The organism is Lysinibacillus sp. NPDC097868 (assembly GCF_044761135.1).
In the GTDB taxonomy this organism is placed as follows: Bacteria; Bacillota; Bacilli; order Bacillales_A; family Planococcaceae; genus Lysinibacillus.
Window position 1 is genome coordinate 1 of sequence record NZ_JBIWBS010000008.1, and the last position, 23369, is coordinate 23369.

Here is a 23369-nt window from a genome sequence, read left to right on the forward strand (position 1 = left end):
GGTCGTTACCTGCTACATCTGTGAATCCTGCTGCAGAAGCCACTGGTACGATCGCAGATGCTACTAATGTAGCCGTTGCTGCCGTCGCTACGAATGAGGATGGGGTGACTCCTGCTCCCAATGCAAAAATTGTAAGCCACGAGCCTCGCGACAGCGAGGCTTGTGGCTTACTGTGCTGAGCAGAAAGCCCTGCCGCAGCGGAGAATGTTTTCGTTCTTTTCGCTCAAATTGCTTTCCATAGCCTTGCAACAACTATATTAATTTGGTAGTAGATTTCTATAAATAGTATAATTTACATTACGTAAATAGTGTATTAACACTATTATGGTTTCATATACATGTACTGTGGAAAAATAGTTTTACTATTATTTATGGAACGCAGTATGTGATGAAAGCCGCTTGCGGTGTAGGTTCAAACCGAAAGACGAGATAGGAAGATAGTAGACTTTCTTCGATAAGAGGTTGGTCTTGATTTAAGCAAATACTTAAAGAGGAGCTAAATGACAATGTCAAAAAAGAAATGGAACAAGTCTTTTAATGCTTTACTAGCATCAACTTTAGTTGCTAGTGTATCGATTCCAGTAATGCCTGCTCAAGCTGTCGCTGCCGGACCAGCAGCTGATTTGATTATCTCTGAATATATTGAAGGGTCGAGTAATAATAAGGCGATTGAACTTTATAATGGAACGGGTTCAACGATTGATTTAAGCCAATATAAACTTGAACTTTATACAAACGGTGGGACTACTCCTACGAACAAACAGACGTTAAGCGGAACTTTAGCACATAATGAGACGATCATTATCTATAATTCTAGTGCCGTGGCAGCAATAAAAGATAAAGGTGGACTGCCATCAGCGGTTACTTCGTTCAACGGCAATGATGCAATTGTGTTAAAAAAGGGTGAAGAGGTGATTGATTCCTTTGGTCAAGTAGGCTTTGATCCAGGGAAAGCATGGGATGTAAACGGTGTGTCCACTGTTGATAAAACATTGGTTAGAAAAGGTGCAGTTACGTTAGGTGACAAAAATCCAAGTGATGCATTTGATCCTTCATTAGAATGGCAGCAATATCCAATCGATACATTTGATCATTTAGGTAGTCATTCAATGGATGGCGGAGAAGTTGGGCCGATTACAAAGGCAGAAGCAGTAACAGCTTCTACACCTTCTGGCACCGTAGCGGCAGGTACTGCGGTTGCATTATCTTCTGCAACGGAAGGCGCAACGATTTATTACACAACTGATGGTACAGAGCCGACTACTGGAAGTAATATTTATTCGCAACCAATTGTTATTGATAAAACAACGACGCTAAAAGCGATGGCAGTAGCGGATGGACTAGAAAATAGTGATGTCCAAACATATAGTTACACAGTTAGTGGACAAGCAGATGTGCTGTCTATCGCTAATGCAAGAGCAGAAGCGAATGGTACGACTGTTACAATTAAAGGGATTGTAGCAGGGAAGCTGAAAAATACGATTTCGGTGCAGGATGGAACAGGTGGTATTGCGGTACGTCCATCTAGCCTCAATGTGGAAATTGGTGACGAAGTAACGCTTAAAGGTAAATTAGCGGATTATCGAGGATTATTGCAATTAGACGCAGCCCAAATTATCGATAAAGTGGCAGGTGTGGGTACACCAACTGCGAAAGTCGTAACAGGTGCAGAGGTCGGAGAAGCTAATGAATCGCAACTCGTTACTGTAAAAAATGTGACGCTGACGAACGCTCAAACAGGAAGCGGCTGGGCAAACTTCACAGCTAGTGATGGTAGCAATTTCTTAGTACGAGATGAAACAGCTACGCTTGGCTTAACTGTAGGCACAACATATGAGTCGATTACGGGTATTGTGCAACAGTTCGATAATGATTACCAAGTGATTCCTCGTTCTGCATCGGATATTGTAGTGGATAGCACAGCGTTAAAGCCTGCCATCGCATCTCCTGGAAGTGGGACATTTGTGGATAAAACAACCGTTACCTTATCTACATCGACAGCAAATGCAGAAATCTACTACACAGTAGATGGCTCAAATCCTACTGTAGGCGGTACGAAATATACAACGCCAATCGAGATTACTCAAAATACAACATTAAAAACAGTGGTAAAAGCTAGTGATGGTAAATTTAGTGAAATGATGACCTATGACTATACTATTACAGATGCCTTGCAGATTCATAATATTCAAGGGGAGGGGCATACTTCTCCATTTGCGGGTAAAACAGTTGAAGGTATTCAAGGGATTGTGACGTATTCATTTGCTTTAAACGGTAGTACGTATTATACGATTCAAACACCTGATGAATTGGCGGATAATAATCCAAATACATCTGAAGCTATCTTACTTTATAGTGGGAAAAATGCTTGGCCGATCCAAGTAGGTGATTTAGTTTCTGTAACAGGTAAAGTAGATGAATTTGCGTACGATGGCTATAGTGATGCCAACCAAACAGATTTAAAAACAACGCAAATCAATGTTCGTAATGATCAAGGTGGCAAAGTAGAAAAAATAAAAAGTAGCGTAGCATTACCAAAAGCAATTCAAATTGATGAATTAAAAATGTCATTTAGCAAAATTGATAGTGACAACCTGCAAGTATTCAATCCGACAATTGATGCCATTGATTTTTGGGAAAGTATTGAAGGTATGCGTGTAGAAGTAGGCAATGTCAAAGCGGTCTCTCCACAGGAACATGGGGATTTAGTGACGGTTTTAGAAAGTGAACCAACGAATACACTTCATGGTGGCGTCTTGTATGAGGAAGGAGAGACAAATCCAAATCGTATTCAATTCAGATTAGAACCAAACGGAGCAGCTCGTGATTTCGAAGTCGCAACAGGTGATAAGTTTAAGGGACCTATTACGGGTATCGTTGGCTACTCTTATCAAAACTTTAAAATCTATGTGCCATTAGATGAGATGAAACAAGCGCATGTAAAAGGTGCGGCAACACCTGAGACAACAAAAATTGTTAAAGCTGACGATAAGCTAACAATTGCATCCTATAACTTAGAAAACTTCTCGAATAATAAAACGTCGACATCGGATGAGAAGGCGCGTAAATTAGCGCGAGCGATTGCTATTGATATGCAAACACCAGACATCGTTGGGGTAACAGAAGTACAAGATAATAATGGCGAATCGACTGGTGATTCAAAGGCAGATCAAAGTTACCAACGATTAATTGATGCGATTAAAGCAGCAAGCGGCGTTGAGTATAAGTATGTCAATATTGACCCAGTGAATAATGCAGACGGTGGTGCACCAAACGCAAATATTCGTGTTGGTTTCCTTTACAATCCAGCAAGAGTGAATTTGAAGGAAGGTATACCAGCAGGCGATGCTATAACTGCTGTTGGTTATCAAGACGGTCATTTAACGCTAAACCCAGGTCGAATTGACCCGACAAATGAAGCATTTAATAATAGTAGAAAGCCGTTAGCTGCACAATTTGAATTCCAAGGTGAAGATGTGGTCGTTATCGCTAACCACTGGAATTCTAAATCTGGTGACACGCCATTATTTGGTTCAAAACAGCCACCGGTTTATGGAAGTGAAGTGCAACGTAAAAAAATTGCAACGATTGTGAATAACTTTGTTAAAGACATTAAATCCAAAAATGCAGATGCAAACATTGTATCTTTAGGAGATTTTAATGACTACCAATTTGCTGAAGCACTTAAGATTCATGAAGGTGCTGAGATGACAAATATGATTAATAAAGCGGAAGACGCTGATCGTTACACATATTTATATCAAGGGAATTCGCAAGTATTAGATCATATTTTAGTGTCCAATAATCTAAAAGACAAAACAGTGATTGATATTCTTCATATTAATGCTGACTTTACGGATATGGCAGGACGTGCAAGTGACCACGACCCTGTAATGGTTCAAATTGACTTGAATAAAGGCTCTACTGTGGAACCGATTGTGCCTGAAATCACATATTACTATGAGAACTTTAAGAAAAATATATTAAACATTACTAAGCCTAGTGTGGCATTGCATTTAGATGCTGCGTCGTATATTACGAAGGGCGTACACCTGAAAGGGAAGTATGTAGAGCTTCACGGAGAAGGCTTTAAAAACACAGATGTTATCATCACGCCAAATCACCCAGGATCTATTGTGGACTTAAAAGGTAATTTCTTTAAAAAGATCACAATTGAAGGCAAAAATGTGAGTGAAATTAGAGGCGCAGAAAATATCGACTTAAAATTGATTGAACTGAAGAAAGGCGCAACATTAGAGAAAATTAAATTTACGAATTCAAAAGGAGAAGTCATTTTACCTTTTGAAAACAAACAACCAATCATTAAAAATCCTTTTACAAACAAGACAGTAGCTGTAGGAACGGCAATTACAATCGATTTAACGGAACATTTCGCTGATCCTGATAATGACACACTGACATTTACAGCTACAAAAGGTACGATAAATGGCAACATATTAACGCTAAATTTAGAAGCGGGTAGCCATATTGTTGGCGTTACGGCATTCGATGGCAAGAAAAGTGTCACTACCAACTTTAGTGTTACCGTAACAGCTAATAACGACTACTATGCAACTGCATATGACAAAGAGGGGCAAGCACTAAAAAATGCGCTTCACGATATCATTTCCAATCAAAAGGTACTGTCGTATGATGATGCTTGGGATGCATTAAGATATACGGATGAAGATCCGAATAATTTAAATAATGTAATCTTATTTTACTCTGGCAAATCAAGCCCTAAGTCAAATAACGGCGGTAATGTAGGCAACTGGAACCGTGAGCATACGTGGGCAAAATCACATGGGAATTTTGGAACGAGCAAAGGGCCAGGAACAGATATTCATCATTTACGCCCTACAGATGTCTCAGTGAATAGCTCAAGAGGGAATTTAGATTTTGACAATGGTGGTAGTCCAGTGTCTGGCTGTAATGGTTGTTTGAAAGATTCGGATTCATTCGAGCCGCCTAATAATGTAAAAGGTGATGTAGCACGCATCTTATTTTATATGGCAACTCGTTATGAGCCAGGCGATAAAGTTGACCTTGAATTAAATGAAAAAGTTAATAATGGGACAGCTCCTAATCATGGTAAACTTTCTGTCCTTTTACAATGGCATCAACAAGATCCAGTAGATGAATTTGAAAAACGAAGAAACGACAGAATCTACGAAGTTCAAGGTAATCGCAATCCATTTATCGATCACCCGGAATGGGTAGAAACGATTTATGGGAAAAAAACAGCGTTGGATATGGCGAATTAGCCAGAATACTATATTGGTAAGCCCACTTCAATTAGATATGGAGTGGGCTTTTAATATATTGCTCAAATACAAATTGCTCCATTTTTAAAGTATATATGAACTGTCTATATTCAAAAAAATCGGATGTGGTGTATCTATTTATCTATTTTATTTATAATATTCGAAACAAATTTCCTAATATTTAATTTATAATACAATTAACACATTTTTCTAAATAGAATGTTACAAAATAATATTTTGAAAAACTGAAGATTTTATTTAATTGGGGGAAGAGAACTAAGTGAGTCAAAATGAAGATTTACAAAAAGAAATTAGCGATTTAATAAAAATGCTTAAGACATATCAAGTTGATGAGGGTACACCTAATCTAGAGGATGAAATTATTGGAAGATACAAATTAATAATGGATGGATTAGATGTACCAGGGGTTGTGAATTTTAAATATGATTACATCGCTTTAACAGATAAATTTATAGAAACATTAAGTAAAAAGAAAAAGCTATTATACCGTTATCGTAATTATATGGATGGTTATATTGAGAAAATAACAAAGAATAAAAGTGAAAATATTAACTATTTTCTAAACTTTAAAACCTATGACTTAACACCTTTCTATTGGATGATTGATGAAAATAAGTTTGCAGGCAATGAAATGTTAAATCATCAGTTAGATATTTTTAAAAGATGCTTTTCTTCTGAAACTAAAAAACTATTATTTAAAATGTTCCAAAATTATTATAAATATCAGGAATTTAAAAACTTCAGTGACTATTCGGACTGTATTAAAGACACTGTCATTATAGGCTATATAACAGAACAACAATATAGTGAATCGGAAATAAATAAGTTAACATTGTCAATTGGATATGCTGGAGAACCTGGGAGTATAGGCTATGATTTTATTGGCATTAGAACAATTAAAAATGTGTTTGGATTAGTGAATAAGCCAGAGGTTGTAGAAGCAATTGTAACCCGCCTATCAGATAATATTGTTTATCGAAAAGAAATAACTGCTAAACAAATCAATGCAGTAATTCATACTTCAAATATTAAACCTATGTTAAAGAAGCGCTTTAAATTTACTTACACGACAGTTCGTATAATAGATAACGTTTTAAAAAGGGCAGTCTTTAAATCGATACCCAAAGAAATAGATATTGATGGTGACGATTTTGAGGTGATGGAAAATGTCAGTCTTCCAACATTGCTTACTCTTAATAAAGGTGAGTATTCTTTTACAATAAAAGATATAGAGTCAGAAAAGAAAAGTGTATATCTAATTCGCAAAGGCTTTCCAAAAGATAAATTATTGTTTTCAATAAAGGATATTGATGACAAGCAATTTGAGATTAGCTCTGAAGAAGAAGAGAAGATATTTAGCTATGATAAGGCACATGAATTAAGCAATTTTTTTGTAGAAATATTAAAAAAAGAATTTGGTCATGTTGGGACAGGGGAAGTAGGTGACATTAAGCTTATTTACTTCTGGATTAAAGAGCACAAAATATTAAAAGATAAGTCTATGACATTTAGTGATAAATACAAAGTTGAATACAAAAACAATGAATGGGTTGTAGAGGATAACACGAATGAACTAGACTCGGTTCTTTATAACAATCATGATAAGGTGAAAATGATTAATGCGATAGTTGGGAAAAATGGTGCTGGGAAAACAACATTGCTTGATATGTTCAAATACTACTTTAACAATCAAAATGATGAAAATGCTTTTAAAAAATTTTTAATCATATATGAGGATGGAGACAATTTAATTCTTAGACATAATTTTGAACAAGGCGATGGATATAAAATTGATGTTAGGTCTGCTAAAAGGTATCAGAAAATGCGATTCGATATGAATTCGGGAATTTTATCTAACACAAGTTTATTAAGTTATACAAGTTTTTCAGAGCTATCAAATTATGCTGGAAGTGAGCACGATAGAGAAGTAGAAGGCAATCATAAAGACTTGTCAATAAATAACGAATTACGAATGCTAGAAAGAATCAAAGATGCTAGAGAGAGGGAAGGGGTCAAAAGGCAACTAGTTAATGAAGATAACTATAAAAAGTTGATCCTTCTTAGTGAAAGTGAAAAGTTAAACGAGGAATTTGCTGAAGGTATTCCGCTACCTCATGAAATTTTGTTAAAGATTAAATTTTATCAGAATATTAACAAAGATATTGAAGGAGCTTTGACTAAACTTTTTGAGGAAAAAATAGAAAGCTCGAAAGTTTTAGAAGAATACTATGATATAAGCTTTAAATTAAAGAACGTGGATTATAAAGATTTATCGTCGTTGTATCGATTTGTGGCAAGTAATTTACAATGGATTTGTACACTGGACTTTCTAGGATTATCTTCAGGACAATATGCAAAGCTTACGTTGTTTGCAAAGTTGTTCTTTGAGAGCAATCATAAAAAAGTAACGGAAATGTTAGGGGCCCTAGCAAGAGCTAATTCATATGTCAAAAACTATAATACCAAAGATATTTCTTCTGATTATTTAAAAAACGACCAAAATGAGAATCTGATGATTCTACTAGATGAGGGAGATATGTTCTTCCATCCAGCATGGCAAAAGAGCTTTATTAGTGATATCAAAAGTTTACTGAATTATGCCTTTAAGGATCATGAAATAGTCAATACCGTTCACTTACTATTAACTTCAAACTCACCATTTATCATGTCAGATATTCCTTTAGAGCATACGATCGTGTTAGGTGGAAAATATAAAATGGAGCAGACCTATGCTCAAAATATCCATGATATTTTGAAATCATCGTTCTTTATGGACAATGGGACGTTAGGAGAAGTCGCTCATAAGCATATAAAGGATCTAATTAATCTATTCCAAAAGGAAGATGTTACTGAAGCAGAAAGACAATATATTAAGAAATCTATTGATATGATTGGGGAGCCTTTAATTCGTTATAAGCTGGAGTCAATGTATAAAAAGAAGTTTTCCGAAAGTATAAAAACGGAACAAAGAATAAAGCAGCTTGAGGAAGAACTGGAATTACTCAAAAAAGGAAGAGGATTACAATAGTGATAGAAATAAAAAATCTTCACATTATAGATGCTAAGGCAATTCATATTGATGAATTGCAAATAGAATTAACGGAAAAACTAAAAAAATACAAAGTAATATTTACTTTTCTAAAAGATTATCAAGCTAATAATGCACTTACATTTGATGCGGTCAGGAAGAGCTTAGTCAACCCAGTAATAAGTATTAGTGGTTCGTCAACAAAATTCGGGAAAGATATTGATAAGCAACTTCACTGTGTTAAATTAGACTATCGGAATAACGCTAATAAATATTTAGATATTATAAAGATGCTTGAAAGTGATGTTGTAAGGATATTAGAAGCTGATCGAGATACCTTTCTTACTCTTATCAAAAAATATGATTATTCAACATTAGGTGTTAGAGAAAATGATTTAAAAATACTATTTGAAAAAATATTCAATTACCAGGCCTTTTCTGATAAAAAAAGAAAAAAGTACAATGCTTATGCACTTACTGAAAAGTTAGGAATTAATTCATGCCCGTATTGTAACAGGTTGTATACGCTAACTATTATTTGCAAAAAAGTTAAAGGAATAGTTAATTATGTGACAAGGCCAGAACTTGATCACTATTTACCAAAGTCGAAATATCCTCTTTTTGGACTTTCCTTTAATAATCTTATACCTAGCTGTAGTATTTGCAATAAAATAAAAAATGATGATACGGATCATACAAGAATGCATCACCATCCATATTTTGATGAAACAAAGCTCGATTTTAATCTTGATGGCATTATATATGATAGTGGTAATAATAGTTTTAATAGTAAAGGCGCATGGGATATTGTACTAGAAGAAAACGGTTGTGACTATACAAAGGAGTCCATTAAGACCTTTAGACTTAGTGAAATTTACAAAGAGCACAATTTCATCATAGAAGATATGATAACTAAGGCACAGGAATACAATCAAACCTTTATTAATGATATAGAAGACCTTTTTTCAGGCGAACAGTTAGAAACAGATACGCTTTTGGAAAGGATTTTTGGAGTGCTACCTTCTGATCAAGATTACTGCAATCCAATAAATAAGTTTAAAAGAGAAATCTATCAATCTATAAGAAAAGCTCAGCACATAAATGTTACTTTATAAAGGCCAGATACAAAAGGATAAGTGTTAAAGAAGTTAACCATAAAGTAGGTTTTGCCAAGTAGCGCCATTGCATTAATCGACAATCTATGACATCCTTTATAGAGAGAGTAAGTACTAGGAGATTGTTGTAGTGATTAAAGAATGGGATTTACTACGTGTGGTGGCATGCCTATCCATTTTACTATTGCATACATCATCGTGGGTAATTATGGAGGTTGGGGCAGAGCCAGAGCAACAGTTATATTTGTTTTTACGAATTGCGCTTTGCTATGCAACGCCGACGTTTATTGTGTTATCCATTTTAATATTGTCAAATCGTTATCGTGAAAAGCTACCGGCTAATTTTTGGTCGAGTCGTATTCAATATATTTTTGTGCCTTTTTTAGTGTGGGCTTTTTTAGATGCGTTAGTAGTAGAGTCGATTTATCGAAAAGGTTTGCTATGGGACAAGTACTATCATAACGTAGTGTCTGGTGAGTTTGTCGGCTGGTTTGTCGTTGTCATTATGCAACTATATGTGATAATAGCGCTGATGAAGCGGTTTAAATGGTCGATCGCTTGGTTTTTACCGCTTAGTGTGTTAATTACACTTGTGCATCATGCGGTCATTCAATTGCCATATCCTATTTTTGAGGATAATGTGATGGTAATTCGTTTGCTATTTACAGGTTGGCTCGGGTATTTTGCTGTGGCCTATGCGATTGGTGTTTATTATGAACAGATTGCGGGGGTGGCGAAGAAGTATCGAAGTGCTACTGTAGTTTTGGTGGTATTGTCTATGGTGTTCTTATATATCCGTGTACAACTGGACTACACAGAAGTGCATTCGAGACGACTCGATTTAGTGCCTCTTGTCATTAGTGTTGTACTTTGTGTAATCGCCTGGGGACAGTCACTACCATCGACGAAGGTCGTTCGTCTAATTAGTCAATATGCGTTTATGATTTACCTTATCCATTGGGAAGTGCTGCGCCTATCAACAAGCTGGTTCGTGGCGCATTTTGACAGCACAATAACTCGTGTTCCAATGCTTCTGCTGTGGACGCTTGTTGTGTGTATCGGACTGACAAAGCTCTTGTCATACCTACCATTTAGCCAATGGATTGTTGGCAAGCTGAAGAAACGTTAAAAGCAGTGATTTCTATAGTAGAAATCACTGCTTTTTTGTTTGTGTGTGGGCGAATCGAGGATAGAAACTCTAGAATCGCCGATAGACTCGTGTGAACCGCTGATAGAACCGCTGGAATCGCCACGAACCCAGTGCGAAACGCCACTAACTCAGTGTGAATCGCCACAAAAATTGGGAGAATCGCCATCAAACCCGAGCGAAATGCCACCAACCTCGGCCGAGAACGCCGATAGAACCAGGGGGAATCGCTGGTGAAACCCTGGAATCGCGGGTAGACCAGTGCGAATCGCTGATACCCCTGTGCAAACTAAAATTGAACTAATTTTTATTCCGGCATTAGTTTTAGATTGCGATCGTTATAGGCAAGAACGACATAATCTGGTTGCATGCTTTGTAAGTAAGGAATGATGTCCTTATCCAAATAACGTAAGTCTAAAATTGTTACGGTTTTAAAGTGACTTGCTACGTGAAATTGGATGGTGTTAAAGTATGAATCTTTAATGACGACGAGATGTTTGTCGCTGTCATAGTTTTGGTTGACGAGAGTGAGCTCTGCAAAGTCGCGACTGTAAGCTTCAGCGTAGTTCACGACTGCATCGGGACTCATTTGTTTTGCGCGACCGTACACTGCTTCATATGGTGCAGTGACCCCACCTTCAATCGTACCGTCGTAAATAGTAAACTGTGTTGCGAAAGAGTCTGGCTCGTTATAGCAAATTTGTTCGTCATTATCGACGGTCATATACAGTATTTTATTCCATGAGCCAGCAAATTTATTTGGTAAACAAAATGTCTTGGCTTCATCGTATGGAATTGGAGCAATCGTTTCGCCAAGTCGTTCGCTTAGTGTATTGATTAGTGCCTCGTAGCCAGAGTATGCACCACGTATTGTCCAGTGATGGTCTGTTTTATAGAAGTTCCGCTCTGCAGAAAAGTCGTCCTGCATGGCATCATATAGACGGATATTGTCTACACCAGCAGCTGTGACAAGTTCGTGCAGTTTGGTGTTGTTGGCAATACCAGCATCTTCAGGCATATAGCTTGGACTTGGCTCACGTGAGTAGGTTGCCTTTGCTGGTAGAGAGTAAAATGTAAACGGAATATTTTTTTCGGCTAGCCCTTCGCTTAAACGTTTTAAATCGGAGGCAAAGGAAGCTAGCTCTTCTTCAGTTTTTGCTGCGGCTGGTTTGGAAATGATCCAGCCGCTTTTATCATCTACTGCGTACTTATCGTTTAAATAAGTTTTGCCCACGACACGTTGAAAGTTAACATAATTGCGCATCCATGTATCTCGAGCAGGAAATTGATCGGAAATATAAGATTCTACCTGTTTGGACCATTGCCCTGAGAAGATTTCCTGTGGACTTGGTGTGATGTTGGCAGATTCTAATGGTCGGTTTTCCATCTCTGATTGTGGACGATCCACTGTTAATACATGCACGACGAAGCCACCGAAAATGATGCAAAAAAATGTAATTGGTAAAAGAAACGTTTGTATTTTTCGCATGATGTCCCACCTAAAATCTAAAGTAAATGAATGGATTATGTGTTGCGTTCACTAAAAACATCGTGATAAATAACAAAAGAGCGCCATAGTAAATTGTTTGCGTAATGCGTAGCCCCCAGTCAAATGATAAGGAAGCGGTAGCTTTTTGTTCGCTCCAATTTTGATAAAGTTTATAGATTGGCATCGCAAATATAATAGCGATAACAAAGTAAATAGCATAATCCTTAGTCAGTAAAATCGTTTCATAGTTGTACAGTGCAGCGTCTGATAACCCAAATAACGTTTTGATAAATGCAAATGCATATGTAAAGTCATTCGCTCTAAAGAAAACCCAACCAATCATGACAATAATAAGAATATACATATGTCGGACGACACGTGGAATACGCTCCAGCCATTTCAACAGTACCCATTTTTCCAAGCAAATTAATATCCCATAGTAAAAGCCCCATGCCATAAAGGTCCAGCTTGCCCCATGCCAAAAACCGGTTAGTGTCCAGACAACAAGTAAATTACGATATAACTTCCATTCGTGGCTTACGCGACTTCCACCAAGTGGGAAGTAGACATAATCTCTAAACCAGCTGCTGAGTGAGATGTGCCAGCGACGCCAGAAGTCTGTAACAGATTGAGCTATATACGGATAGTTAAAGTTCTCTTCAAATTTAAAGCCAAAAATACGTGCTAACCCAATCGCCATATCACTATAACCTGAGAAGTCGAAGTAGATTTGTAGGGAGTACGCTAAAATTCCAATCCAAGCAGTACCAGTTGTTAAGTCCCCACCAGATAAGCTAAATACGTGATCGGCTACTTCGCCCATTGGATTTGCAATAAGTACCTTTTTCGCTAAGCCTTGTACAAAGCGACGCGTCCCAATCATCCAATCGTCTGCTGTAGAGATACGTTTTTTTATTTGCTCAGCTACCGTTTGATAGCGAACGATAGGACCTGCAACGAGCTGCGGAAATAATGTAATGAAAAGTGATAAATCCAAAAAGTTGCGCTGTGCCTTTACGTCCCTGCGATAAACATCAATAACATAGCTAAGTGCTTGGAACGTGTAAAACGAAATGCCGATTGGCAGTGGAACAGCCTGCCATTCAATTGGCTGTGCCAAATAATTGTTAATAATGTCCACGAAAAAGCCAGCGTATTTGTAATAGCCTAAGATGGCTAAATTACTAACAATGACTAACCAAAGGAGTGTTTTTCTCTTAGACTGTGAAACTGTATTTTCAATGACAATGCCTAGCACATAATTGAGCACAATCGACAGCATCATTAAAAGCACATATTTCGGTTCACCCCAAGCGTAAAAGAACAAACTAGCCAACAGTAAAATTGTATTGCGTAGCATCTTCGGAGAGATGAAGTACACAACAATCACTAATGGCAAAAAGACATATAAAAAAATAAGACTACTAAATACCATTTCTGTCAAATCCCCATCTCTGTAAATGATAGAACTTAGCGAATTGCCGTGGTCGCGATAGCGCAACGTGAATCGCCACTAATCCAAACATATCGCCCCAAAACCTTTTTAAATTGCCAATAACTCAGAGTAAATCGCCACAAAACCCAGTCATACCGCTGATTGAAGCCCATTAATTCCTAATAGACTCGCTAGATTTTGGTTTCCATAAAATCTTAATCCAGTTTTCCAAGGGAATTAATGAATAAATTACCTATATTATTGTAACGTAAATTCATCATTTGTTCACTATTCCTTTAAGTGAGAAATTTGTCTTAGCTAAAAATATATGGAAGGGAAAAAGTCTCAATAACCATGGGTAAAATGGTATATTTTCCGTATAAAAGCAACGCTTGTCTACTAATTATTGGATGGTAAAACTATATACAAAAAACTAAAAAATGTATGTATAACCAATGAAGTATTACTGTTACCACATCTTTCATTCCAGATATTTCACATAGATATGTATGTTCTACTTCTCTTATAATAGAATCGTAGTCATAAAAGTGGCTAATTTATCTAGGAGGTTTTTAGACATGAAACAAAAATATAGCAAATGGGTTGTCGGCGCAGCATCAGCAGCTCTAGTAGCATCAGCAATCGTACCAGTAGCAAGCGCAGCAAGCTTTTCTGATATTGAAACAAGTGATCACAAGGACGCTATCTTAGCATTAGCGGACGCTAAAATCGTAGGAGGTTACACTGACGGTACATTCAAACCAAACGCAGTGGTAACACGCGGTAACGTAGCAAAATTCTTAGGTAAATGGTTAATTTCTGAAGGATATGAAATTCCAGCTGATTACAAAACAGAAGCTCGTTTCACTGACCTTCCAACTTCAGCTCCAGACCAAGAATTACTACAATATGCAGCACTTGTTAAAGATGCTGGCGTATTCAAAGGTTCTAACAACAAATTAATGTACACAAACAACATGAACCGTGAACAAATGGCAGTAGTATTAGTACGTGCTATCAACACTGTTTATGGTGTAGATTTAGTAGCAGATTACAAAGAATCTGACTTCAAATCTGCTATCACAGATTTAGACAAAACTACAGCTACAGAAAACCGTGAAGCAATTATCGCTTTAGAATATGCTGGACTTACAAACGTTAAAGCGTTCAACCCTAAAAACTCTTTAACTCGTGGTCAATTCGCATCATTCTTACACCGTACAATCACAAACGTTGGTGAAGCTGCTTTAACTGTTAAAGAAGCTAAAGTTGTTGACGCAACTACATTAGAAGTAACTCTTTCTGATGACACTAAACACACTGTAAAATTAGAAACTCCACTTGTAGAAAACAAAGAAACTAAAGTAGAGTTCGAAATTGAAGGTAAAACTTATTCAGCTGTAGTTACATATGAAGTAACTGAAGTTAAATTAGAATCAGTAAAAGCAGTTAATGCTAAAACAATCGAAGTTCAATTCAACAAAGCAGTAGAAGATACTACTAAAGCTAAAGTTGAATTACTACGTGGTACTTTCAAACAAAACGTAACTCTAGTTTGGTCTGAAGACAAAAAATCAGTTCAACTAGTAGGTGCTACAAACTTCCAAGCAGCTGATTACACTGTAAACATTGCTGGTTTAACTGAAAATGTATTAACTAGCACAGTTAAAATCGAAGCTCAAAAAGTAACTTCAATTGAAGTTTTAGACGAAGTAGCTGTAGTTGACAAAGCAGTTAAAGCTGACGGTACTTTCGATGCTGGTACAACTGCAACTGTTGGTTATGTAGTTAAAGACCAATATGGTACAGATATTACAAAAACTACTTCTTTAAAAACAAATGATAATGCTAATACAACTGTTGTTGCTGATTCAGCTAAAGGTGTAATTAAATTATCAGGTGCTGTTGTAGAAGGTAAAAAAATCGGTGATATCGTACCAGTAGTATTATTTGATGCTGCTACAGGTACATCAGTTTCTAAAACTGTAAAATTATCTGCTGAATCTACAGTTTCTTCTATTGAAGTAGCTGGTGTTTATAACGCTAAAGGTGAAGAACTAGCTTTAAATGATTCTTCTAAAGCTTCTGATGCTTATATCGTATTAAACCTTAAAGATCAATATGGTAAAGAAATTACTGATGCTGCTAAAGCAACAGGTTTAGTTATCACAAACACAAACACTACAAACTTAACAATTGCTAACACTGTTACTAAAGTGAAAATTGGCGATAAAGATAAATTAGTAGTTGCATTATCTTCAATCTTAAAAGCTGGCGACACTGATGTGTTATTAATTTCAACAACTAACGGTCAAACAGCTAAATACACTGTTAAAGTTGCAGAAACTTCTACAACTAATGCAATCTCTGTTTCTCAACCAGAAATCGCTGTTGCTGAAGAATCTACATTAATCCCATTAACAGTTACTGATAAAGAAGGCAATGTAATCACTAACAAAAAAGTATTAGCTGATGCTAACAAAGGTATTAAAGTTGGCGGTACTACAGTTGCTGAATCAGCTCTTGAAGTGAAAGATGGTCAAGTTTACTACAAAACTACATTCAACACTGCTGGAACACAAGCATTAGTATTCCAAACTTCAACTTACAAAGTTGCTACTATTACTGTAGATGTTAAAGCTAAAGCAGTTCCAACTGTAGTTCGTGGACTTAAAACTCCTTTAGTACTTTCAACTGCTCAAGCTCCAGTAACAATTACAGCTAAAGATCACTTAATCATCGAAGACCAATATGGTCGTGAAATGAAAAACTCTGCTGAACCTGTAACAGTTACATTAGTTGGAACTTCTGACGTAGTTTCTGTAAGTGGTAATCAAGTAACAGCTCTTAAAAACGGAACAGCAACATTAAATGTGGCACTTACAACTCCAAATGGCACAATTGATTCTGCTGTTGAAGTAAAAGTACAAGTTACTGATGGTACTGAATACAACGGTTATGAAATTGCTGAAATCGGTAAAACTAAAGTAGCAACAGACAAAAACATCACTATTAATGGTTTACTAAACGGTGGTAAAGTTGCTCTTGAAGCGAACGAATATACTGCAACAGTAACTGGCGGTAAATTAGCTGCACCTCAAGATGTAACTACTGGTAAAGTAAACATTGCTGATACAGCTTTAAACACTGATTCAGCAACACCAGCTAACAAAATTGACACAGAATTCACATTAAAAGTAACAATTAATGCAACTGGTCAAGTGTTAGAACAAAAATTCGTTGTTTCTGCTGACGCTGAAAAAACACAAGATTTCTTCTTCACAGCATCTGCTGCATCAGTTAATTTAGCTGATTACAACGCTGCTAAAGCTATTACAGAAGCTACATTAGTATCTGGTTCAACTGTAGCAAACTTAAAATCTACTGGTGATGCACCAGCAGTAGTAAACGTTGCAACTGTTGACCAATATGGTAACAAAGCAATTTCTGCACTTGTAGCAGAAACAGTTACAATCGTACCTGAAAAAGTAACAGATGTTAAAATTTCTGGTAACGGTACTGCAGCTGCAACAGCTACATTAAATGCAGATGTTAAAGAAGCTAAAGTAACTTTAAAAATTAAAGTTGGTAACGCAACAAAAGAATTAAAAGTAACAATCGTTGCTGCACCTTAATAAATAGCGTAAAGCTCTAAACTAGTTTACTAGTAACTAGCCTTGTGATTAGATGAAACTTTTTGTTTCATCATGGTCACAAGGCTTTTTTAATGGGAGAATTCCCCGTAAATTTAAGCAATACCTCTATCATAGAGGTATTGCTATTTGTATTAAGAACAGCGTCAAAATACATAACTATAGAAGAATATGAAACTTTTACTATTACCTCCACGTATTATCAAGTATGATAGATAAAATGTGTAGGGGGATGAGCGGATGAAGCGTAACAATTTATTTCAAGGAGCAATCGTTGCGGCATTAGCAACAAGTGCTATTGTCGTGGTGCCGACAGCGCAGGCAGCAGAAGGATTTAGCGATGTTGATATGTCGAAAGAATATGGAGTAGCGATAAAAGATTTAGCAGCAAGAGGTATTATCAATGGATATTCAGATGGTACATTCAAGCCATTTGCTGATGTTACGCGTGGACAAGTTGCAAAAATTTTAGCTAACTTATTGGCGCTAGATACACAAAATGTGATAGATCCAAATTTTACGGATGTTCAGCAAAGTGATGAATACTATGGTGCAATTGCTGCTTTAGCAAATGAAGGAATTGCGTCTGGCTTTGCCAACGGTAGCTTCGGTGTGAATCAAGCTATTACACGCGAACAGTTAGCGAGTATGTTAACGTCCGCCTACCAATTAGTCAATAATACAGAAGATTGGACGCTGCCATTTACAGATATTGTGAAATACTCCGATGCGTATTATGCAATTGGACCTTTGTTTGAACACAACATTACAAAGGGGATTACAGCGACTAAATTTGGTTTAAAAGAAACAGTGAAGCGTTCGCAGCTTGCATTATTTATTCAACGTATCGAGGCGATGCAAGCAAATCGTGTTTTACAGAAATTTTCTGCAAGCGAACTTGGTGCAAGTCAACTTGATGCCTACTCTTATGACAATATTGCGACTGATGGTGAGCATGAATTTTTCAAAATTCACCAAACAACGAATGGTGTAACAGTGGAGGCATTGCGAGAAGGCTCAGGCTACTTCGTATTAATTGGCTACAATATGGATAAGGAAGAAAACTATGAGGTCGTCGAGACACAAAAATATAAGGTTGTTGTGACAGAAGTAGACGGCAAACTCCAGCTTAATTGCCAGCAAACGGATGAAATAACACCAGGTGTAGCACTGCTTTTTGAGGAGGAGTTAGGCTTTAATCCGACTAACATTCAGCTGACAACTGCAAACGGCTATGAGGTAAGTGATAAAGTTTATGTGTATCAACCTTATAATTTTGAAGGCTGGGAGGAAGAGAGTATTCCGAAAGGCGGCAATTACGAGTTAAAGCTATTGCAGGCAGGGGATTATATTGCGACATTATCTGATGGTAAAGGCAAATCCGTACGTGTGGGCATTCGTGCTGAAACGGATGGTTTTGATATGTATACTTCTGCAGCTGTTGAAATAAGTAGCGAATTCATTCCAACAAGTGAAATAGGCTTTACCGTTAAGGATGTAAACATTGAGCAATACACAGGAGCAACGATTGATCACAAAATTGTTGATGTTGAAAATTCAGCAGATGGTGTAACAATTAAACGAGTTGGCAAAGGAGATGGCCTTTTTGCCATTCGCCTAAACGGTACAAATGGTGAAAAACTTTACGTACATGGCATGATGTACGAAATAAGTGGTATAACATCTATGTACTACGAGCTAGCAACGCAACAAGATATGGAAAATTCATGGTGAACCGCCGATAGAACCCCAGGAATCGCCGATACCCCCTAGGTAAATGGAGCTCTCTTATGTGATGATGAGTCAATTGTCGTTGACTTTTGCATCATACAAGAGGGCTTTTCTGATTTCAAGCCCCCGCAAAACCTTCATCACTGTAACAAATCAAGTGAAATATGAATATTGATATAACTATGACCAATTGTTCCTAATTCACTTTAATACAAAATAAATTGTTAGCATTATGTTTTCCAAAAGCATCTAATGAAGGAGGATTACATGAAACCTCATATTTTAATTGCCAGTCCTGTGCGACAAAAACCTTATATTTTGGCGTATTTCTTAACTTCACTGCAATCGTTAAATCAAGATGAACTTGTAGTGGATTTTTTATTTATAGATGATAATGACGATAAACAATCGACAGAACTTTTAGCGTCATTTCAATCAAAAAACGAGCGTGTAAAAATTATTAAAAATGATCAACAACATGATATTTATTTGAAAGATGATAAAACACATTATTGGACAGATTCACTAATAGAAAAAGTAGCAAAAATGAAAGATTCTATCATAGAACATGCTATCCAATTCCACTATGATGGATTATTCCTTATCGACTCAGATTTAATGCTGTATCCGAATACACTACAAAATTTATGGGATGAACAAAAAGACATCATTTCAAATGTTTTCTGGACCGAATGGCAAAAGGATGTAGAAGCGTTACCTCAAGTTTGGATGATGGATGAATACACATTGTATCAAATAAATAATGGAGAAAAATTGGAACCAATAGAGATAGCAAATAGAACGGCAGCTTTCATAAAGCAATTAAAAGTACCAGGCGTATATGAAGTAGGTGGATTGGGTGCGTGCACATTAATAAGTAGAAAAGCACTTTTAAAAGGTGCTCGTTTTAAACAGATGAAAAATTTATCTTTTTGGGGTGAAGATCGACATTTTTGTATAAGAGCAGCTGCATTGGATTTACAGTTATTTGTAGATACTCGTTTTCCTGCATTTCATATTTATCGAGATTCCGACTTACTCGGTGCTCAAAAATTTAATAATGAAATCCTCTCTGAAAAAAAGGAAAAAGCAACAGTTAGCTTATGTATGATAGTCAAAAATGAAGAAGAAGTGTTAGCACGTTGTTTATCTTCTGTTCAAGGTCTGGTGGATGAAATTATCATTGTAGATACTGGTTCATCAGATAGAACGAAAGAAATCGCAAGGCAATATACAAATTATATTTATGATTTTGAATGGGTAGACGACTTTTCAAAAGCACGTAATTTTTCGTTTAGCAAAGCAACTAAAGATTATATTTTATGGTTAGATGCAGATGATATTTTACAGGAAAGCGAAAGACAGCATTTTTTAAGCTTAACAAAAGAACTAAGCTCTAAAGAAGTGGACAGTGTCATGATGGATTATCATTTAGCGTTCGATCATAATGGGGAGCCAACATACAGCCTTAAAAGAAACAGATTAGTAAAACGTTCCTGCAATTTTACTTGGATAGGTGCAGTCCATGAATACTTATCTGTTCATGGCAATATAATACAGCGCAATATAGCGATTACCCATCGTAAAGAGAGAGCATATACAGACCGAAATATAAAAATCTATAAACAAAGAGAAGAGCAGGGAATGGAATTTTCGGCACGTGATTTATTTTACTATGGAAATGAATTAAAAGATCACGCCATGTACGAAGAAGCGGTAGAAAAATATAATCAATTTTTATTAACAAAACAAGGTTGGATAGAAGATGAAATAGCAGCATGCTTGAAGGTAGCGGACTGTTATGAAATGCTATATGCTCCTGATCAACAATTGCAATATTTATTTAAAACATTATCTTATAGCATGCCTCGCCCAGAATGTTGTTGTCGCTTAGGGGCAAGGTTTTTAGCAGATGAGCAATATGATCAAGCTATCTATTGGTATGAGCAAGCAACAATACTGAAAAACCAACCTAAACAAGGAAATTTAATAGACCATGCAGCTTGGACTTGGCTACCGTATGTTCAATTAGCTATTTGTTATGAGCGATTAGGGCAATATCAAAAAGCTGAAGAATATAAAGAACTAGCACTACAATACAATGCTACAAAGTAGGAGTCGCATAATTGTTTGAGTGCCTGGCACTTCGGAATTGCGGCTTCTCACTCGTGAAAATCCACTACGCTTTCCACGGGCACAGTGTAAGCCGCAATCTTCGCTGTCGAGCGTTTATCAGCAGGAGTCTACGTGGATTTAATATAGGAAATTATTTGAGTGCCTGGCACCTCACGTGGGCATAACGTCAAAAAAGGTATCAAGAGTGAACAACACTTCTTGATACCTTTTTTCGGTTGAAGCTAGTTCTGTCTAGCTTCCTTAATTTTGTATTAGAAAATAATGTATTTGACGTAGTCTTTCCAGCCAATTTCTTTAAAGTTTTGCCATTCTATTTTTTTAACAGGCATTGAGCAGAAGGAACGTGCTAAAATGTTGCGTTGTTCATTAGCTAGCATCGGTGTGCCTTCATCGAAGTAGCTTGTAAAAATCGTTGAATTTGCAGTTGAAAAGTCAACGTCAATATCTTCAAGGCGGATTTTTCCGTTTTCATCGATAATATATACGCTCTTAGCACCTTTTGCTTTTTTAACCCAAGAAGACTTTATTTTATAAGCATCGAGCGCTTCGTTGACAACAATTGAAGCTTGGCCGACTGTTGAAAATGGAATATTCTCTAACACATCGTCCTGCTGTAACGTTACTTCATAATTAGTTGGTTTCGGCAGTTTCGCCGATTTTGCTAATTCATTTGCCCATGTAGAGTCATGATTTGTTGCAATCATCTGTTTTTTAAGTACTACACCAGATAAATCATCTTTAAAATGTTGTAAATCAAAATCAACCGTTTGTCCCGCTAACACCTTTTGCCATTCATCCTCCGATAAGTAAGCAAGCATTGCTTTTTCAGTTGAATAAATTTCAAATGTCACTGTACCAGCTTCTTCTGTAATGTTGGAGATAACGCCATCAATAGGGCTAATCACTCCTTGACGTGCTTGGATTTGAGCAATTTGAGCATCCATTACGGCAATTTGACGCGTCGCCTCCGCAATATGACGGTTTAAAATAGCGACAGCTGTTGATGGTGAATTTTGTTGGCCTAATTCTAATTTAACTGTGACATTTAATTTATCACTAATTTGGTCTGTATTGATGGAACTTTTCGGATTCGTTTTGTCTCCGAATTCAGATTCTACTTGTGATAAAGCAGATTCTAAATCACTTAATTCGGTTTCATATGCATCCCGTTCAGCCTCTAGCTTCGTTAATTCATCGTCAACTTCCTCTGTTTTATAGGTAGCTAGAAGATCGGCTGCTTTGATGTCCTGCCCACGTTTTACGTTTACTGCTGATAAAGTTTTTGCATCTGCAGAAATTGTATACGTTTCTGCTGGCGCAACAATCGCATCCTTTTTCACCGTTTCTACACGGTCACCAGCGGTAGCTCGTTGAAATTCATCAACAAAATATGAACGCGCTACTTTACTATTATCCTTGAAAACGAAGAAGGCATTCACGCCAACTAATAGCGCTATAACGAGGATACTAAGGCTTGTCCAAGGTCTGGATTTAATAATACGCATCATCCTAACCCCCTTGTAATCCATTCTTGTAGTGGTAACACGCTAATCATTCCTACAATAACAGCCATTATTACCTGAAGTACGATAATTTTTGCTAATAGTACTTTACGATCTGACGCTTCCTCCCATTTTGAAAGGAAAGTAAAGTGCACCATAATCGTCAGCACAGTAGTTACCGTTAACTGATTAATAATGAATAACACAACATCCTTATCCAATACTTGCTGTACAACAGGGGCAAGTGAAAAGAAGGAGAACGATGTAGAATAGCCAACTGCATAGAACACTGCAAATAAAATGGCCTTTTCGATAAGCAAAAATGCCACCACATATAACTGCACTTTTTGAATCCATTTGTAAGGAATGTCCGTTAATAGATGTAATATATATGTAACGCCATAATAGTGGAAGCAAAAATAAATGATTCCCCAAACAATGGCTCCGACCATTGATAGCAAACGGGCTGTATAGTATTCATCCTGGTGATTCATTGCAAATAATGATGTTAAGCTTTCAGTGCCCATTCCCCAAAACTCGCGTATCACAAAAAGGAGCAAAAAGAGTATGAAAACCGTGAATGACCGTTTTTTATAGCCCCTTATTTCTCCTGACTCAATAGCCTGTGTAAAGTACGTGGGGTGCGTTAAGCTATGCCAAAACTTGTAGTGATAAAACATATCTAGCTCCCTTTCTAGTAAATTAAATATTAAAGATGTAGTATACACCTAGTTACTGGTAAATGACATAGTATAAATGCTAGTTTTTTAAGGAATTTTCTCGATATGGTGGGACTTTCATTAGGCTCAATTCCATATGATTGATGCGGGATAAATGCGTCTAACACA

Annotated in this window: 11 protein-coding genes; 7 read left to right on the plus strand and 4 right to left on the minus strand. The window is 36.7% G+C overall.

Annotation, left to right across the window (positions count from 1 at the left end; translation table 11 throughout):
* Positions 1-506: 506 nt before the first annotated feature.
* The 4 genes from ACIQXJ_RS22760 to ACIQXJ_RS22775 all read left to right on the plus strand — a co-directional run bounded on the left by ACIQXJ_RS22760 (position 507) and on the right by ACIQXJ_RS22775 (position 10557).
* A complete protein-coding gene (locus ACIQXJ_RS22760) occupies positions 507-5264 on the plus strand; it encodes an endonuclease (protein WP_403058044.1) in 4758 nt (1585 codons plus the stop codon).
* Between the two features lie 280 nt (positions 5265-5544).
* Positions 5545-8313, plus strand: a complete 2769-nt coding sequence (locus ACIQXJ_RS22765) for an AAA family ATPase (protein ID WP_403058047.1) — start codon at positions 5545-5547, stop codon at positions 8311-8313.
* The gene (locus tag ACIQXJ_RS22770) at positions 8313-9428 is read left to right on the plus strand and encodes an HNH endonuclease (protein WP_403058050.1); all 1116 of its coding nucleotides are present in this window, start codon (positions 8313-8315) and stop codon (positions 9426-9428) included. The genes ACIQXJ_RS22765 and ACIQXJ_RS22770 overlap by 1 nt, the downstream gene beginning before the upstream one ends.
* A 130-nt stretch (positions 9429-9558) precedes the next feature.
* Positions 9559-10557 carry an acyltransferase family protein gene (locus ACIQXJ_RS22775; protein ID WP_403058053.1) on the plus strand — a complete coding sequence of 333 codons (999 nt, stop codon included), beginning with the start codon at positions 9559-9561 and terminating at the stop codon, positions 10555-10557.
* Positions 10558-10882: 325 nt separating this feature from the next.
* Here ACIQXJ_RS22775 and ACIQXJ_RS22780 read toward each other — a convergent pair whose 3' ends face one another.
* Together ACIQXJ_RS22780 and ACIQXJ_RS22785 are read right to left on the minus strand one after the other, a co-directional pair.
* On the minus strand, positions 10883-12064 hold the full coding sequence (locus ACIQXJ_RS22780; protein WP_403058056.1) for an alginate O-acetyltransferase AlgX-related protein: 1182 nt from the start codon (positions 12062-12064) through the stop codon (positions 10883-10885).
* Positions 12065-12074: 10 nt separating this feature from the next.
* Complete coding sequence (locus tag ACIQXJ_RS22785; protein ID WP_403058256.1) at positions 12075-13499, minus strand: MBOAT family O-acyltransferase; 1425 nt, start codon at positions 13497-13499, stop codon at positions 12075-12077.
* A 578-nt stretch (positions 13500-14077) separates the two neighbouring features.
* On the opposite strand from ACIQXJ_RS22785, the gene ACIQXJ_RS22790 reads away from it, so the two are divergent.
* The 3 genes from ACIQXJ_RS22790 to ACIQXJ_RS22800 all read left to right on the plus strand — a co-directional run bounded on the left by ACIQXJ_RS22790 (position 14078) and on the right by ACIQXJ_RS22800 (position 20998).
* Complete coding sequence (locus ACIQXJ_RS22790) at positions 14078-17134, plus strand: S-layer homology domain-containing protein (RefSeq protein ID WP_403058059.1); 3057 nt, start codon at positions 14078-14080, stop codon at positions 17132-17134.
* Positions 17135-17392: 258 nt separating this feature from the next.
* Positions 17393-18886 (plus strand): S-layer homology domain-containing protein, encoded by a 1494-nt coding sequence (locus tag ACIQXJ_RS22795; protein WP_403058062.1) that lies wholly within the window; start codon positions 17393-17395, stop codon positions 18884-18886.
* Positions 18887-19150: 264 nt separating this feature from the next.
* On the plus strand, positions 19151-20998 hold the full coding sequence (locus ACIQXJ_RS22800) for a glycosyltransferase (protein ID WP_403058065.1): 1848 nt from the start codon (positions 19151-19153) through the stop codon (positions 20996-20998).
* A gap of 272 nt (positions 20999-21270) precedes the next feature.
* Here the strand turns inward: ACIQXJ_RS22800 and ACIQXJ_RS22805 are convergent, their stop codons facing one another.
* Complete coding sequence (locus ACIQXJ_RS22805; RefSeq protein WP_403058068.1) at positions 21271-22527, minus strand: efflux RND transporter periplasmic adaptor subunit; 1257 nt, start codon at positions 22525-22527, stop codon at positions 21271-21273.
* On the minus strand, positions 22524-23048 hold the full coding sequence (locus ACIQXJ_RS22810) for a hypothetical protein (RefSeq protein WP_403058071.1): 525 nt from the start codon (positions 23046-23048) through the stop codon (positions 22524-22526). The genes ACIQXJ_RS22805 and ACIQXJ_RS22810 overlap by 4 nt, the downstream gene beginning before the upstream one ends.
* Between the last annotated feature and the right edge of the window lie 321 nt (positions 23049-23369).

What these genes read in the sequence shown, in the direction of transcription:
- ACIQXJ_RS22785 (WP_403058256.1), bottom strand. Translation starts at nt 13,499, where the DNA reads ATGGTATTTAGTAGTCTTATTTTTTTATATGTCTTTTTGCCATTAGTG.
- ACIQXJ_RS22795 (WP_403058062.1), top strand. Translation starts at nt 17,393, where the DNA reads ATGAAGCGTAACAATTTATTTCAAGGAGCAATCGTTGCGGCATTAGCA.
- ACIQXJ_RS22810 (WP_403058071.1), bottom strand. Translation starts at nt 23,048, where the DNA reads ATGGGCACTGAAAGCTTAACATCATTATTTGCAATGAATCACCAGGAT.
- ACIQXJ_RS22805 (WP_403058068.1), bottom strand. Translation starts at nt 22,527, where the DNA reads ATGATGCGTATTATTAAATCCAGACCTTGGACAAGCCTTAGTATCCTC.
- ACIQXJ_RS22790 (WP_403058059.1), top strand. Translation starts at nt 14,078, where the DNA reads ATGAAACAAAAATATAGCAAATGGGTTGTCGGCGCAGCATCAGCAGCT.
- ACIQXJ_RS22760 (WP_403058044.1), top strand. Translation starts at nt 507, where the DNA reads ATGTCAAAAAAGAAATGGAACAAGTCTTTTAATGCTTTACTAGCATCA.
- ACIQXJ_RS22780 (WP_403058056.1), bottom strand. Translation starts at nt 12,064, where the DNA reads ATGCGAAAAATACAAACGTTTCTTTTACCAATTACATTTTTTTGCATC.
- ACIQXJ_RS22800 (WP_403058065.1), top strand. Translation starts at nt 19,151, where the DNA reads ATGAAACCTCATATTTTAATTGCCAGTCCTGTGCGACAAAAACCTTAT.